Source organism: Nonomuraea sp. NPDC003727 (genome assembly GCF_053586935.1).
Genome location: NZ_JBSFNE010000002.1, coordinates 689,075 through 702,081 on the forward strand (window position 1 = coordinate 689,075; position 13,007 = coordinate 702,081).

Annotated in this window: 17 protein-coding genes and 1 riboswitch; of the genes, 6 read left to right on the forward strand and 11 right to left on the reverse strand. The window is 69.8% G+C overall.

Going from position 1 to position 13,007, the window contains the following annotated elements; genetic code table 11:
• Positions 1-20: 20 nt before the first annotated feature.
• Together ACWDLG_RS08490 and ACWDLG_RS08495 are read left to right on the forward strand one after the other, a co-directional pair.
• Complete coding sequence (locus tag ACWDLG_RS08490) at positions 21-605, forward strand: TetR/AcrR family transcriptional regulator (protein ID WP_449917417.1); 585 nt, start codon at positions 21-23, stop codon at positions 603-605.
• Positions 602-1,252 carry a class II aldolase/adducin family protein gene (locus tag ACWDLG_RS08495; RefSeq protein ID WP_449917419.1) on the forward strand — a complete coding sequence of 217 codons (651 nt, stop codon included), beginning with the start codon at positions 602-604 and terminating at the stop codon, positions 1,250-1,252. The genes ACWDLG_RS08490 and ACWDLG_RS08495 overlap by 4 nt, the downstream gene beginning before the upstream one ends.
• Positions 1,253-1,359: 107 nt before the next feature.
• Here the strand turns inward: ACWDLG_RS08495 and ACWDLG_RS08500 are convergent, their stop codons facing one another.
• Entirely contained in the window at positions 1,360-2,934 is a 1,575-nt protein-coding gene (locus tag ACWDLG_RS08500; protein WP_449917420.1) for a DUF885 domain-containing protein, read from the reverse strand.
• 22 nt (positions 2,935-2,956) lie between these two features.
• Between ACWDLG_RS08500 and ACWDLG_RS08505 the strand changes: the two genes are divergently transcribed.
• Positions 2,957-4,165, forward strand: a complete 1,209-nt coding sequence (locus ACWDLG_RS08505; RefSeq protein ID WP_449917422.1) for a DUF4032 domain-containing protein — start codon at positions 2,957-2,959, stop codon at positions 4,163-4,165.
• A gap of 82 nt (positions 4,166-4,247) precedes the next feature.
• Here the strand turns inward: ACWDLG_RS08505 and ACWDLG_RS08510 are convergent, their stop codons facing one another.
• Positions 4,248-4,853, reverse strand: coding sequence for an NAD(P)-dependent oxidoreductase (locus ACWDLG_RS08510; RefSeq protein ID WP_449917425.1), 606 nt, complete (start codon positions 4,851-4,853; stop codon positions 4,248-4,250).
• A gap of 54 nt (positions 4,854-4,907) precedes the next feature.
• Here ACWDLG_RS08510 and ACWDLG_RS08515 point away from each other — a divergent pair, with 54 nt between their 5' ends.
• Complete coding sequence (locus ACWDLG_RS08515; protein ID WP_354913683.1) at positions 4,908-5,267, forward strand: winged helix-turn-helix transcriptional regulator; 360 nt, start codon at positions 4,908-4,910, stop codon at positions 5,265-5,267.
• Between the two features lie 94 nt (positions 5,268-5,361).
• Positions 5,362-6,120, forward strand: coding sequence for a hypothetical protein (locus ACWDLG_RS08520; RefSeq protein WP_449917426.1), 759 nt, complete (start codon positions 5,362-5,364; stop codon positions 6,118-6,120).
• Here ACWDLG_RS08520 and ACWDLG_RS08525 read toward each other — a convergent pair.
• The 7 genes from ACWDLG_RS08525 to ACWDLG_RS08555 form a co-directional block, all read right to left on the reverse strand.
• On the reverse strand, positions 6,077-6,949 hold the full coding sequence (locus ACWDLG_RS08525) for an alpha/beta hydrolase (RefSeq protein ID WP_449917429.1): 873 nt from the start codon (positions 6,947-6,949) through the stop codon (positions 6,077-6,079). The genes ACWDLG_RS08520 and ACWDLG_RS08525 overlap by 44 nt on opposite strands.
• A 45-nt stretch (positions 6,950-6,994) precedes the next feature.
• Positions 6,995-7,864: a hypothetical protein gene (locus tag ACWDLG_RS08530; RefSeq protein ID WP_449917432.1), complete on the reverse strand. Its 870-nt coding sequence runs from the start codon at positions 7,862-7,864 to the stop codon at positions 6,995-6,997.
• Positions 7,865-8,024: 160 nt separating this feature from the next.
• Positions 8,025-8,159: riboswitch (cyclic di-AMP (ydaO/yuaA leader) on the reverse strand.
• A 325-nt stretch (positions 8,160-8,484) separates the two neighbouring features.
• Positions 8,485-8,856 carry a hypothetical protein gene (locus ACWDLG_RS08535; RefSeq protein WP_449917434.1) on the reverse strand — a complete coding sequence of 124 codons (372 nt, stop codon included), beginning with the start codon at positions 8,854-8,856 and terminating at the stop codon, positions 8,485-8,487.
• A gap of 24 nt (positions 8,857-8,880) precedes the next feature.
• Positions 8,881-9,252, reverse strand: coding sequence for a roadblock/LC7 domain-containing protein (locus ACWDLG_RS08540; RefSeq protein WP_354913693.1), 372 nt, complete (start codon positions 9,250-9,252; stop codon positions 8,881-8,883).
• Positions 9,253-9,281: 29 nt separating this feature from the next.
• Complete coding sequence (locus tag ACWDLG_RS08545; protein WP_449917437.1) at positions 9,282-10,085, reverse strand: DUF4388 domain-containing protein; 804 nt, start codon at positions 10,083-10,085, stop codon at positions 9,282-9,284.
• Position 10,086: 1 nt separating this feature from the next.
• Positions 10,087-10,461: a roadblock/LC7 domain-containing protein gene (locus ACWDLG_RS08550; protein WP_449917440.1), complete on the reverse strand. Its 375-nt coding sequence runs from the start codon at positions 10,459-10,461 to the stop codon at positions 10,087-10,089.
• A gap of 263 nt (positions 10,462-10,724) precedes the next feature.
• Positions 10,725-10,928 (reverse strand): DUF5302 domain-containing protein, encoded by a 204-nt coding sequence (locus ACWDLG_RS08555; RefSeq protein ID WP_354913699.1) that lies wholly within the window; start codon positions 10,926-10,928, stop codon positions 10,725-10,727.
• A gap of 78 nt (positions 10,929-11,006) precedes the next feature.
• Between ACWDLG_RS08555 and ACWDLG_RS08560 the strand changes: the two genes are divergently transcribed.
• Positions 11,007-11,591, forward strand: a complete 585-nt coding sequence (locus ACWDLG_RS08560; protein ID WP_449917443.1) for a DUF1707 SHOCT-like domain-containing protein — start codon at positions 11,007-11,009, stop codon at positions 11,589-11,591.
• Between the two features lie 233 nt (positions 11,592-11,824).
• Here the strand turns inward: ACWDLG_RS08560 and ACWDLG_RS08565 are convergent, their stop codons facing one another.
• Positions 11,825-12,274 (reverse strand): PIN-like domain-containing protein, encoded by a 450-nt coding sequence (locus ACWDLG_RS08565; RefSeq protein WP_449917445.1) that lies wholly within the window; start codon positions 12,272-12,274, stop codon positions 11,825-11,827.
• Positions 12,255-12,890, reverse strand: a complete 636-nt coding sequence (locus ACWDLG_RS08570; RefSeq protein ID WP_354913707.1) for a DUF433 domain-containing protein — start codon at positions 12,888-12,890, stop codon at positions 12,255-12,257. The genes ACWDLG_RS08565 and ACWDLG_RS08570 overlap by 20 nt, the downstream gene beginning before the upstream one ends.
• Positions 12,891-13,007 lie beyond the last annotated feature (117 nt).

Genomic DNA, 13,007 nt, shown 5'->3' on the forward strand with positions numbered 1-13,007 from the left:
AAAGTCAATATGCTGGAGGCATGCCGAAGATCGTTGACCACGACGAGCGCCGCCGCGAGGTGCTGTCCGCCGCGAGCACCGTCATCGTGCGCGACGGGATCGACGCCGCCACCAGCCGCGCCATCGCGAAGGAGGCGGGGCTGTCCAACGGCGTGCTCGGCCACTACTTCACCGACAAGGACGAGATCCTGCTGTCGGCGCTGCGCCACTCGCACCAGCGCATCCGCGAGCGCATCACCCGCCGGGTCGAGGGCCTGACCGGCCTGGCGGCGCTGCGCGAGGTGCTGCTGGACAACCTGCCCCTCGACGACGAGCGCGACCAGGAGACGCGGCTCGAGATCAGCTTCTGGAGCCGGAGCCTGGCGGTGGACCGGCTGGCCGAGGTGCAGCGCGCCGAAGCGGCCGAGCTGCGCGCCGCCGTACGGCTTCTGCTGGAGCAGGCGCGCGAGGCGGGAGAGATCGGCGCGGACGGCGACCTCGACGTGGCCGCGGAGCGGCTGCTGGCCCTGGTCGACGGGCTGAGCCTGCGGGCGCTGCTCTACCCTGATCAACTGGGCCGGGCCGAGATGGAGCGCATCATGATCACGACGCTGGAGGCATTGTGAGCGCCGTCGACCTCCTCAGGCGGGAGATCTGCGAGTACGGCAGGCGAGCCGTCGAGCTCGGCCTGGTGCTCGGCACGTCGGGCAACCTGAGCGCCCGCGACGGCGATCTGGTGGCGGTCACCCCCGCGGGTGCCGCGCTCGACCGGCTGACCCCGGAGATGTGCCCGGTCGTGGACGTCGAGGGTCACCTGGTGGAGGGTGACCTGCAGCCGTCGTCCGAGACGCCCATGCATCTGGCGATCTACGACTCGACCGCGGCGCGGGCCGTCGTGCACACGCACTCGGTGTTCGGGACCGTGGTGGCGACCACGATGACCGAGCTGCCGCCCGTCCACTACAACGCGCTGCTGCTGGGCGGCGCGGTGAAGGTCGCCGAGTACGCCACCTACGGCACGCCCGAGCTGGCCGCCAACATCAGGGCCGCGATGGAGGGCAGGCAGGCGGCGCTGATGGCCAACCACGGAGGGGTGACCATCGGCGCCACGATGGAGCAGGCCTTCGAGGCGGCCCGGCTGCTGGAGTGGCTGTGCGAGGTCTACGTGCGCGGGCTGTCGGTCGGCAAGCCCGTGGTGCTCACCGACGAGCAGCTCGCGGCGGTGGTCGAGCGCTCGCTCAACCCCCCGACGTTCCCGCGCCGCCCTCGCTGACGGACCCTGCGGTCACGGGCCGCGCTCACCGGCACGGACGGCGGTCCCGCGCCGCCCTCGCCGACGGGAGCGGCGGTCACGGGCTCGCCGTGACCGCCGCCGTCGCCTCACGCCCGTCCGAGCGCGGCCTTCTCCGCCAGTCCGAGCGGCAGGCTGCCCGAGCCGGCGATCCGGTCGTGGAACTCCTTCAGCGAGCCGGTGAACGCGCCACTGATCCGGTCGATCTCCAGCGCGCCCGTCAGGTAGGAGGGCGCCTGCGTGGGCCAGGCGCAGTAGCGGTTGACCTCGCCCTTGGCCGTCTCGGGCGAGAGCGAGGAGTTGGCCAGCATGTACGCCTCGGCGTCGGCGATCGACATGTCCTCGCAGTGGAGGGCGGTGTCGACGACCATGCGGGCGGCGCGGAAGATGCGCGCGTCGAGGAAGCCCAGCTCGGTGGCCGGGGTGTCGAAGTACCCCTGCTCATTGATCATCTTCTCGACGTAGAGGCCCCAGCCCTCGTTGAAGTAGGGCGTGCTGAACACCTTGCGGATGGTCCTGGGGTTGCCCGCCTTGTGCGCCAGGTGCCAGTGGTGTCCCGGGTAGGCCTCGTGCACGGAGATCGCGGGCATCTGGAAGCGGCTGTTGGTGCGCAGGCGCTGCCGTACCTGCTCGTCGGTGAAGCCGTCGGGGGTGTAGGGCACGAAGAAGTAGCCGCGCCGCGAGCTGGTCAGCGGCGGCGGCGCGATGTAGTGGGCGACGGACAGGATCGGCCTGTTGTACTCCGCCGACGGCAGGACCAGGCACTCCTCGCCTTCGGGGAAGGTGACGAGATCGCGCTCGCGCACGAACTCCCTGGCCCTCTGGGTCTCCGCCTCGTACTCGGCGCGCATGGCCTCCAGGGTCGGCGGGTGGTCGTCGGCGAGGATCGCCAGCGCGGCGCGCCAGTCGGCGGAACCGTCGAACCTGCGCGCCGCCTCCTGCATCTGGCCGTCCAGCAGCGCGACCTGCTGCCTGCCGCGCTCGTGCAGCCCCGCGGCGCCGTACCCGAGCAGCTCCTTCTCGGTCAGCAGCGTGGAGTAGAGCTTCTCCCCCATGCGCCAGGTGCCGCCCGCGGTGAAGTTCTCCAGGAAGGTGACGAAGGCGTCGAAGGCGTCGGCGGCGGGCTCGGCCGCCGCGAGGAACCTGGCGCGCGCCGCCTCGTCGGCGATCATCGCGGGGATGGTGCGGGTGACCAGCCCCCTGGCCGTGCGCGCCTGGCCGAGGGCGCGCTGCACCTGCAGGTCGGAGGCCAGGTCGGGGTCGAGGTTGGTACGGCAGGCCGCCAGCACGCCCGGCACCTCGCCGAGCTGCGCCACCGCGGCCTCGACCAGCTCGTGCTCGGGCTTGAGCGCGCGCTGGAACGGCACGAACAGCGAGGAGAAGATCCCGCCGAGGTAGGCGGTGGGGTCGCGGCGCCACCACGGCCAGGTGGCCAGCGCCAGCTCGCCGCGCAGGTGGGAGGCGGCCAGGTCGCGGTCGATCTCGTCGTCGAGCGTGGGGGTCTCCCACGTCGCGAGCCGTTCGAGCCACGCCGCCTGCTCGCGCTCGTAGGCGAGCAGGCCCTGCTCGGTGTAGTCGCCGAGCGTCCGGTCGTGGCCCTCGGCGCCGAGAAGGGTGGCGGAGACGGGGTTACGGTTGAAGTACCAGGTCAGAAACTCGTCCACGCTCGCACCATATCCTGGTCAAATGCCGCTACAGATCACCGGCGCCCTCGGCGACCCCGACCTCATCAGACTCCCGTGGGAGCTGCCGCTCGCGGAGTGGCCCGCCCGTCACCTGGTGGACCTGCCGCGCGGCATCTCCCGCCATGTCGTGCGCTTCGCCCGGCTGGGCGGGAAGGTGTACGCGATCAAGGAGATCAGCGAGCGGTACGCCAAGCGGGAGTACAGGCTGCTGTGGGACCTGGCCAGGCTCGACGCTCCGGCCGTCGAGCCCGTGGCGTACGTGACGGGCAGGGATGAGGGGCTCGATTCCGCGCTCATCACCCGGCACCTGCAGTTCTCGCTGCCCTACCGGGCCGTCATGTCGGGGACGCTGCGCCCCGACACGCTCACCAGGCTGCTCGACGCGCTGGCCGTGCTGCTGGTGCGGCTGCACCTCAACGGCTTCTACTGGGGCGACTGCTCGCTGTCGAACACGCTGTTCCGCAGGGACGCGGGCGCCTTCGCCGCCTACCTGGTCGACGCGGAGACCGGCGAGATGCACCCGATGATCAGCGAGGGTCAGCGGCTACAGGACATCGAGGTCGCCTACACCAATCTGTTCGGCGAGATGCTCGACCTGGAGGCGGGTGGGTTGCTGCACCCGTCGATCGACCCGTACGACACCGCCGAGCAGATCACCTCGCGCTACCACCGGCTCTGGGAGGAGATCACCCAGGACGAGATCATCGAGGAGGTCGACTGGCACAAGGTGGAGAACCGCATCCGCCGGCTCAACCTGCTCGGCTTCGACGTGGCCGAGATGATGGTGCGCCGCAAGGTCGGCACCGGGCGGCTGATCGTCCGGCCCAAGGTCGTGGACGCCGGTCACCACCAGCGCAGGCTGCTGCGCCTGACCGGGCTCGACACCGAGGAGAACCAGGCCCGGCGGCTGCTGAACGATCTCGACGGCTTCCGCGTGGCCAAGGGCCTGCGCCACGAGGACGAGGCGATCGTGGCCCACAGGTGGCTGGCCGAGGTCTTCCAGCCGACGATAGAGGCCATTCCCGACGAGTTGCGGCGCAAGCTGGAGCCCGCGCAGCTCTTCCACGAGGTGCTCGACCACCGCTGGTTCCTGTCGGAGAAGGCCGGGAGCGACATGGGGCTCCCGGCCGCCGTCCGTTCGTACGTCGAGACCGTCCTGGTCCACAAGCCCGACGAGAAGGCGTTGCTGCCCGACGAGCCTCAGTACTGATGAGAAACGTGGCCATCAGACTGCCGAGCCGCTCTTTTCGCAGGTCAGCGCCGTATCGGCAGTCCAGCGGCCACGTTTTTCATCAGTAGGCGACGGTGAACCTGCGCCGCACGTGCTCGGCCTTCTCGATCTCGTCGGCGACGGCCACGGCGTAGTCCTCAGCGCTGATGACGCTGTTGCCCTGCTCGTCGGCGAGCAGCCGGTCGCCGCCGAGGCGGAAGGTGCCGGTGCGCTCCCCCGGCTGGATGATCGCGGCGGGGGCGACGTAGGTCCAGTCGAGGTCGGTGACCTCCCGGTAGAGCCCGAGCGCGGCCCGCTGGGACAGCGCCTCCTTCTTGTAGATCTGCGGGAAGTCGGGCGTGTCGACGAGGTCGAGGCCGGGCGCCACCTCGAGGCCGCCGGCGCCGCCCACGGTGATCAGGCGCCGGACGCCGGCCTCGCGGACACCGTCGATCAGGGCCCTGGTGGCGGCGAGGAAGGGCGCCTCGGGCTCGGTGCCGTCGCGCGGCGGGGCGATCGCCGAGATCACCACGTCGTGGCCGGCGGCGAGCTCGGCCGCCTGCGTGACGTCGCCCTTGACCGGGCCCGACCTGCTCACTCCGGTGACGTCGTAGCCGCGGTTGACGAGTTCGGTGACGATGCGCTGACCGATCATGCCGGTGGCGCCGAAAACCAGGATCTTCTTCATGACATCGATAGTATCCATTGGATACTGGTTACTTCATCGTGCTATAGGTACCTTATGGATACTGGCGACGCCTTCGACCCCAACTGCCCGACCCGGCTGGTCCTCGACCGCATCGGCGACAAGTGGTCGGTCCTCGTCCTGCTGAGCCTGTCCCGCGGGCCGATGCGCTTCACCGAGCTGCGCGATCGCATCGGCGGCGTCACCCCGAAGGTGCTGACCCAGACACTGCGGGCCATGGAGTACGACGGGCTGCTGACCAGGAAGGTCTACGCCGAGGTGCCGCCCAGGGTGGAGTACACGCTCACCGACCTGGGCCACTCGCTGCACCAGCCGCTCGCCGAGGTCACCCGCTGGGCGGAGAGGAACGTCCACCTCATCCTCAACAGCAGGGAGGCAGCCGATCACGCGGTGTGATCCTTACTCCCCGGAGAAAACTTTCTCCGCCCGGGATGAAGATATCCACCACCGGTCTCTTCCCGTACGGCCCGCGCCTTCATAGCCTGACTCGGTGCGTCCGCTGGAAAGCCTCCTCACCGGGCTGGCGGGGGTGTGCTCGTCCGGCGCCCTGCGCGTGGGCGGCTCCGGGGTGGTCTACCTGCTCGAGGGCAAGGTGACCTACATGGAGAGCGCCGAGACGCCCGGCATCGAGGAGCTGCTCACCGGCGGCGGGCGGGTGAGCCCGGCCGACGTGGACCGGGCGGTGACCCGGCGCGAGGGCGGCGAGCCGCTGTTCGGCGAAGGTCTGCTGAGCCGCGACGAACTGGCCGAGCAGCTGCGCAGGGCGGTGCTCGACGCCGCGCTCGTGCTCTTCGGCACCGACGCCGCCCGGCCCACCTTCCAGCCGAGCGAGCGCCACTGGCTGGGCCCGCACTGGCACTTCGAGGTCGACGAGCTCATCGCCGAATGCGTCCGCAGGAGCACCCGGCTGGACGAGGTCTGGCCGTCGGACGAGCTCGACGCCGCGCCCGTGGTCCCGGTCTCCCGCCTGCCGGGCGATCGCGTCACGCTGAGCGCCCGGCAGTGGGAGGTGCTGGTCCACGCCGACGGCACCGCGACACCGCTGCAACTGGCCAGGCGGCTGGACACCACGGCCTACACGGTGCTGCTCGCCGTACGGGAACTGGCGGCGGCCGACCTGCTCGTCAAGCCCAGGAGGGCGCCCGCGCTGCCCAAGCGGGTCCCCGCGCCGCCCGGCACCGAGATGCGGCACGAACCGGCGGACCTCAGCCTGCTGCGGCGGCTGCGGAGCGCGCTTGAAGATCTGTGATCGCGTCCATGACCTGCTCCCACAGCGGGCGGGGCAGGTCGTGGCCCATGCCCTCGAAGGTCATCAGCCGCGCGCCGGGGATCGCGGCGGCGGTGGCCCGGCCGCCGGAGACCTGGACCAGCGGGTCGGCCTCGCCGTGGACCACCAGGGTGGGCACCCGCACGCCCGCCAACCCCTCGCTACGGTCGCCTGAGGCGAGGATCGCGGCCAGTTGCCTGGTGGTCCCGGCGGGATCGTGGTCGCGGTCGAAGGCCAGGCCCGCCAGCCGGGCGACGCGCTCGCGGTCGAGGGGGTAGCCGGGCGAGCCGATCACCGACCAGACCTCCAGGGCCCGCTCGATCGCGCCCTGCCGGTCGGCGGCGGGCGGGCCGAACAGCGCGGCCATCGCCTCGGGGGTGGGCGGCCCGGCCTCGGGGCTGGGCGTCGACATGATGGAGGTCAGCGTCAGCACCCTGCCGGGGTGCCCGATGGCGAGCGCCTGGGCGATCATGCCGCCCATCGAGATGCCCACCACGTGCGCGGCGGGCCAGCCGAGCGCGTCCATCAGGCCCGCCGCGTCGCCGGCCATGTCGCTCAGCAGGTACGGCGCCGCCGCGCCGGGGGTGAGGTCGGGCACGCCCGCCTCACGGAAGTGGGTGGAGAGCCCCACGTCGCGGTTGTCGAAGCGGACGACGTGGTGGCCCCTCCTGGAGAGCAGTTCGCAGAACTCGTCGTCCCAGTGGACGAGCTGGGAGCCGAGCCCCATGATCAGCAGAAGGGGCCGGTCTTGGGGGTCGCCGATGGGGTCGTAGGCGATGTCGATGCCGTTGGCGCGCGCCATGAGCGTCATGCGAAGCAGAATCTCATTCTGTTTCGCATGACGACAAGGGGGAGATCAGCGGGAGACGACCTTGCGCAGGTGGCCGCGGCCCAGGTAGCCGACGCCGCCGACGAGCGCGAGACCGCCGATGAGGGCCAGCGCGGTGCCGGTGTGGCTGTCGTCCTCGGTCGCGGTCCGGGCGGCGGTGGTGCGCACCGGACCGTCGAAGGAGGCGGGCCTGACCGACGCGGCGGCGGCCGTCGTCCCCTTGGACTCCTGCTCGTCCGCCTCACGGGCGGCGACCAGCTCGGCCTTCTTGGCGGCCTGCGCCTTCTTGGCGGCCTCGGCCTTCTTCTTCTCGGCCAGGGCCAGGTAGTCGACCGGCGGCTTGGCCGGGTTGTGGTCCATACGACCCCACGCGCCGGTGGAGAAGGCGACGGGGTGGTTCTTCTTGCCCACGCCGTCACCCCACTTGGTGATGACGTACTGGACCTTGATGTGGCCCTGACCGCCGTTGCCGTTCACCATCAGCGTGTCGGAGTTGAACTCGCCGCCGGTGAGGTAGGCGAAGGTCTTGGCGTCGAGGTCGAGCATGACGCCGCTGCTGGAGGGCACGCCAGGACCACGGTCACCCACGAAGAAGGGGGCCTTCTTACCCTTGTAGACGACGTAGCCTTCGGTCATGAGGGGCCAGCTCGGGCTGGCTGCCAGGCCCTTGCGCATCGAGATGCCGCTCGCGGGCAGGCCGGTGTCGCCGGCGCGGCCGGAGGAGTCGTCCCAGAAGTAGGAGGCGGTGGTGCCTCCCTGGAGGAGGGTCCGCTGCTGGGTGGTCCGGGCGAGGTCAGGCTCCGTGGGCTCGGCGAGAGCGGCGGCGGCGCCGGAACCGACGGCGAGGGCGGTGGTGACGAGCAGGGCGGAAGCGCGCATGCCAAAGCGGCGGGTCATGAAAGTCCTTTGTGCGAGGGATAGGAAATCCGCGCTCACATGAAGATCAGGCAAAGGCGTAGCCGGGCATGGGCCTAGCAGTCGCTACGCGAAAAGACAGAGCGCGAAAGGAAGCGGGGGGGAAGCGCCGCTCAGTTCGGGGGGCTGTCGTACAAGGGTGGTGTCCTCTCCATCTCGCCTACCGGGTTAGCTGACGGGTTCGGGCGTGGAGATGCCCTACCGGCACGAGGCCGGATTCACCCCAAAGAGATGGGTCCCCGGTTCCCGCAGTCGCGGGATTCGGCGCCGACCGGCCGACTCTTCCCTGGTGAAGAGCACGGTCACCGCTCGGTAACGCAAAGGACTCTATGGGCAAATCACCCCAAAGGCAAAAGCAAACCCATGAATCGGAAAGAGGATCTACCCTTTATCGTCACGATTCAGCAGGCGCGGAGAGCGCGGAAACCCCTGAAAAACAACGGGTTGCGCGGGCGCGGCAGGAAAGCCGATCAAGGGGATAAAAATCATGAAATCGGCAGCGGCGCCGGGGTAAAGCCGGAGTACACACGGCTGAAGAAGGCGCGGGCCGGTCGTACGGCACGCCCCGTGCCCGCCGCGCCGCGGACACGGGGCGTGGTCCGTCAGACCTCGAGCTTCTCCTCGATGCCGCGCAGCTGGTGGCGCGCCAGCGCCAGGTTCGCCCTGGTGCGGTCCAGCGCCAGGTAAAGGAAGAGTCCCTTGCCGCCCCTGCCGGTCATCGGCCTGATGATGTGGTACTGACCGGTCAGCGTGATGAGGATGTCCTCGATGACCTCCTTGAGGCCGAGCGACTCCATCGTGCGCATCTTCGCCTTGACGACCTCGGTGTTGCCCGCGGCGGCCACCTGCAGGTCCAGGTCCTTGGAGCCGCCGAGGGCGCCGAGCGCCATGCCGCTGCCGTAGTCGACCACGACGGCCCCGAGCGCGCCGTCGATCGCCATCATCTCCTTGAGCGAGACGTCCATGCTGGCCATGCGTTTCCTCCGTGTGAATGCGAGTCACTTTCGCGATGCGATGGCGGCGACGCTCGCCGCCGTCTTGCGACCCTCCAGCCGCAGCAGCCCGAGATTGGTGCCGGGCTCGGCCAGGACTGTGAGGACGATCGTGGGGCCGGCCGTGTAGAAGGCGGCGAAGCCCGCGCTGCCCGAGATGAGGGTCTCCTCCAGGGCACCCTTGCCGGCCATGACGGCCATGCGTCTGCTGAGGGCCAGCAGCGCCGCCGACAGCGCGGCGGTCTGCTCGACGTTGCCGCCCGTCAGGTCGCTGGCGATGGTCAGCCCGTCCACGCTGCAGGCGATGCTTCCGCTGACGTCGGGCGTACGCTCGCGCAACAGGATCATCTCCTTCAGCACCTCGTCCCGCAGCTCCACCGGTGGCCTCCTTCTGAGTGAGGGGAACCTCACGACAGCTCCTCCAGCGCCTTCTTCAGCCGCAACAGCAGGTTCACGTCGGTCGGGTCCGCGGTCACCACGGGCCCCAGGGGCAGAGCAGGAGCGTCGGGGTCGTGGCGGGGCCCGGCCTCGGGAACCCGGTCGACCCGTCGCGGCAGCGGCGGCGCCGTACCCTCCGGACGGGTGAGCAGCCCCGCCGCCGCCAGCCGCCGTACGGCCAGCAGCGTCGCGTAGCCGGGCCGGCCGAGCCTCATGGCCAGCTCCAGGGGGGTGGCCGCGCGGTCGGCGTGGACGAGGATCTCCCACTGCAGGTCGCTCAGCACGACACGGTGGCCCGGCGGCCGCCTGACCGGCGCGACCGGGGCGGTGTCCACGTCCGCCGACGGCCAGACGCGCTCCAGCTGGGCCCGCCTCCTGGCGCACTCGCGGACGATCTCCTCGACCTCGAAGAACCAGTGGGAGCCGAGCCAGTGCCGCTCCCCGGGCCGGAACTTGGGCCTGGTCCCGGTGACCGGCAGGAGGAAGTACGCCGCGTCGAGGACCGCGCCGAGCACGCAGTGCTGCAGCTCGCCCTTGGTGAGCATGCCGTAGTCGACCAGGCGCGCGCCGCCCTCGCGCTGGGCCCTGCGCAGGGCGGGCGCCGAGACCCTGCCGCTGGCCATCAGCACGTCCTCGGCCCTCGGCGTGTCCGCGCACTCCATGTAGGTGACCCGGCCGGCGTCCATGAAGATCGCGCCGGCCCGCCCCACCCGCAGGGCGCCCGTCGAGCGTTCTCTCGCCAGCCCGGCGAGCAGCGTGTCCAGTGCCGGCATGTCACGAGGTCAACTGTCCTGAGATGGCCTGCAGGCGGTAGCGGGCCAAGGCGAGGTTGGCCCGCTCCTTGTCCAGCCGCACGTAGATGACCAGCGGGCCCTCGAACGGCGTCACCACGTGGCGCACGAGATGGTGGCCCTTGTCGGTGGTGACGAGCATCTCGTCGATCCGGATCGTTCCATCGGGGGAGGTCTGGGCGAGCCCGTCCGTGGTGTGGCGCAGTGCCTCGCTCAGCGCCGCCGCGGAGCGCTCGGCGTCCAGGCCCTCGCTCCCGTTCGCGACCACCGCCATGCCGCTCGTGTGCTCGACCACCATCGCGTCGAGCGCTCCGGGTATGGCCATGACCTCGGCCAGGCAGTCATCGAGTCCCAGCACGAGACCTCCCTCACCGTCGCGCTGACCGGGACAGCGTAGGAGGCGGAGGAGCCCCCAAAAAGACGGAGAAGACGGCGGTTATGGATATTTATAGCTAGAGGAGCGAAAAAGCTCTCCAGAGTGGCAAGGCTATTCCGCCAGGCGCTATTGAGAATGTTTCTCACATTCTCCCACCAGCTGCATCACCGCAGCTCAGCGCCACAATGCGGGAAAAAGAAGGGAGGGTACGGCAGGTGCCGTACCCTCCCTTCGACGTCGTGGCGTCAGCCGCCGCTCTTACGACGGAAGGTCCGCTTGTTCGAGGCGGGACCGTGGGCACCGTGAATCTTCGAGGGGCCTTTCCCCTGCCCGCCCGCGACCGAGTCTGCGTGCGCGTTGTTCTTGCGCTCGAGCGCCTCGCGGAACTTCCGCTTCAGCTCATCCTCGGGAGCCTCGATCGGCTCGGGTTCCGCCGGTGTTTCAGCCATCAGGACCTCCTGGTCTTGGGGACACTGACAGCTTCGCACGACCCCGCGCACCACGTGAAACCGGTCTACGCTTTACCCATGAGCAGCCCCCTGCCCGACCGTGGCCCCCAGGACATGCGCGCCGCCGACCTCGACCGCGAACGCACCGCCGAGATCCTCCGCGCCGCCGCGGGAGACGGGCGGCTGGGCATGGAGGAGTTCCACGAGCGCCTCGACCAGGTCTACTCCGCCAAGACCTACGCGGAGCTAGACCTCCTCACCCACGACCTGCCCACCCCCGTCCACTCCCCCGCCGCCTCGACGGCGCCGGGCAAGGAGAGCGGGGTGGCGATCGCCGTCATGGGCGGATACCACCGCAAAGGCATCTGGCGGGCGCCCCGGCTGTTCACCACGGTGGCCTTCTGGGGCGGCGGCAAGATCGACCTGCGCGAGGCCGTGCTGACCGGCGGGGAGATCACGATCAGGGCGTTCGCCGTGATGGGCGGGGTCGAGATCGTCGTGCCCGACGACGCCGACGTCGACGTGACCGGCATCGGCATCATGGGCGGCTTCGACCACGCCGCCAGCGGCGCCGGAGCACCGGGCGCGCCGCGGATCAGGGTCACCGGGTTCGCGTTCTGGGGCGGCGTCGACGTCCGCCGCAAGCGCCGCAAGCAGCGATAGCCACCGCCCTCAACCCGGTCACCGCAAGTCACCGACCAGTGCCGCGAGGAGGCGCTCCTCCATCACAGCCCGCCCGGCAGCCGTCATGCCACAAGCGCGTCACGCCACCTGCTTCTCCGCTCAAGCCACGACCCTCCGTCACCGAAGTCCGCGTCGTTCGATCGGAGGGCTCCCCGTTGCTTCGCGTGGAGCGATCCGGCCCGAGATCCGGGACGCCTGGCGGTCCGCTCAGACTACAGAGACATAGGCCAGAACCTGGGCGGATTCATCGCAGGGTCGATCGTCTGAAGCCGACTCGCCACCGTGGGATCGACTCCTCGCAACGTGATCAAGCGCGGTCCGCCGGCCTCTTCCAGCAACGCCAGCGCACTCGGCAACCCCGCGGTGACCGTCGCGATCGCGACGCCCATCCCGAGCAGCCCCGGGTGCTTGTGCGGGTATTCGATCCGGTGCAGGCCAGAGGCCGCGATCGCGGCCACTTCCCGAGGTCGCTGCATCTGACGGCCGTCATTGGTGACAACAACATGGAACCCCTCGGCCGCGGCGCGCGGATACAAAGTCTCATCCCGCGTACCCGACCAACCTGGAAGATCCAGTAGATGGACAATGTGGTGGTTCAGCACGAAGCTGGTCAGAACCTGTTGCAAGGGACGGGGGACGTTCTCATCCAGCAGCAGCCTCACGCTGCTCCCTGGGGGGTTCGTAACTGTCGACGTAGTCGGCGAAATCGGCCGCATCCAAGGCCGCGGTGGCCGACACGCTCGGGTAGTAGTCCGCGATCCGCTCGGCCAGAACGCCGTCCCGCAACAGCGCCGCGATCTCGTCGTACGGCACGCGGGTTCCTTCGATCACCGGCATACCGCCACGGACTGCGGGGTCGACCGTGACGTGCTCCCGGGGACGCAGTAGATCCGGAATGTGCCGTCCATCACGATAGAACGGCCGCAGCACCTCGACCAGTTCATGGATGACGACGTTGGCCTTGCGATGCACCAGGTCGGTGGCCTGCCCCTGCTCGACCAGAAAGATCGTCGACCCGTCGGTCACCAACTGGTAAGCCGACAGATGCTCGCGCTCCTGCAGATCGTCGCGGAGCGTGTCCAACGCTCGGCGAATCTTCTGCAAGGAAGCGTCATTGCGCAGCTTCACACACGTGCGCAAGGCGACCAGGTCCCGAAACGAGTACAGCACCGGCCGTACCGGTGAGATCTCCGGCACCAGCACGGCGCCACGGCCGGAACTGGCCTTACGCCAGTGCGCGAGCTGGCGAAGCGTGGCACCCGACAGCGCCGCCGCCAACTTCGGACTGTAGGACACCAGCCTCACCTCCCTCGACCTGACCCGGCCCCCTTCATCATCGCAAACATCCCCACGATTCACTCACCGTTACCCCATCTTGATCGGAGAGTCGCCCTG

Excerpts from the sequence above, each read along its gene's own strand:
- ACWDLG_RS08490 (WP_449917417.1), top strand. The coding sequence starts at position 21 with ATGCCGAAGATCGTTGACCACGACGAGCGCCGCCGCGAGGTGCTGTCC.
- ACWDLG_RS08505 (WP_449917422.1), top strand. The coding sequence starts at position 2,957 with ATGCCGCTACAGATCACCGGCGCCCTCGGCGACCCCGACCTCATCAGA.
- ACWDLG_RS08510 (WP_449917425.1), bottom strand. The coding sequence starts at position 4,853 with ATGAAGAAGATCCTGGTTTTCGGCGCCACCGGCATGATCGGTCAGCGC.
- ACWDLG_RS08515 (WP_354913683.1), top strand. The coding sequence starts at position 4,908 with ATGGATACTGGCGACGCCTTCGACCCCAACTGCCCGACCCGGCTGGTC.
- ACWDLG_RS08525 (WP_449917429.1), bottom strand. The coding sequence starts at position 6,949 with ATGACGCTCATGGCGCGCGCCAACGGCATCGACATCGCCTACGACCCC.
- ACWDLG_RS08530 (WP_449917432.1), bottom strand. The coding sequence starts at position 7,864 with ATGACCCGCCGCTTTGGCATGCGCGCTTCCGCCCTGCTCGTCACCACC.
- ACWDLG_RS08535 (WP_449917434.1), bottom strand. The coding sequence starts at position 8,856 with ATGGCCAGCATGGACGTCTCGCTCAAGGAGATGATGGCGATCGACGGC.
- ACWDLG_RS08545 (WP_449917437.1), bottom strand. The coding sequence starts at position 10,085 with ATGCCGGCACTGGACACGCTGCTCGCCGGGCTGGCGAGAGAACGCTCG.
- ACWDLG_RS08555 (WP_354913699.1), bottom strand. The coding sequence starts at position 10,928 with ATGGCTGAAACACCGGCGGAACCCGAGCCGATCGAGGCTCCCGAGGAT.
- ACWDLG_RS08560 (WP_449917443.1), top strand. The coding sequence starts at position 11,007 with ATGAGCAGCCCCCTGCCCGACCGTGGCCCCCAGGACATGCGCGCCGCC.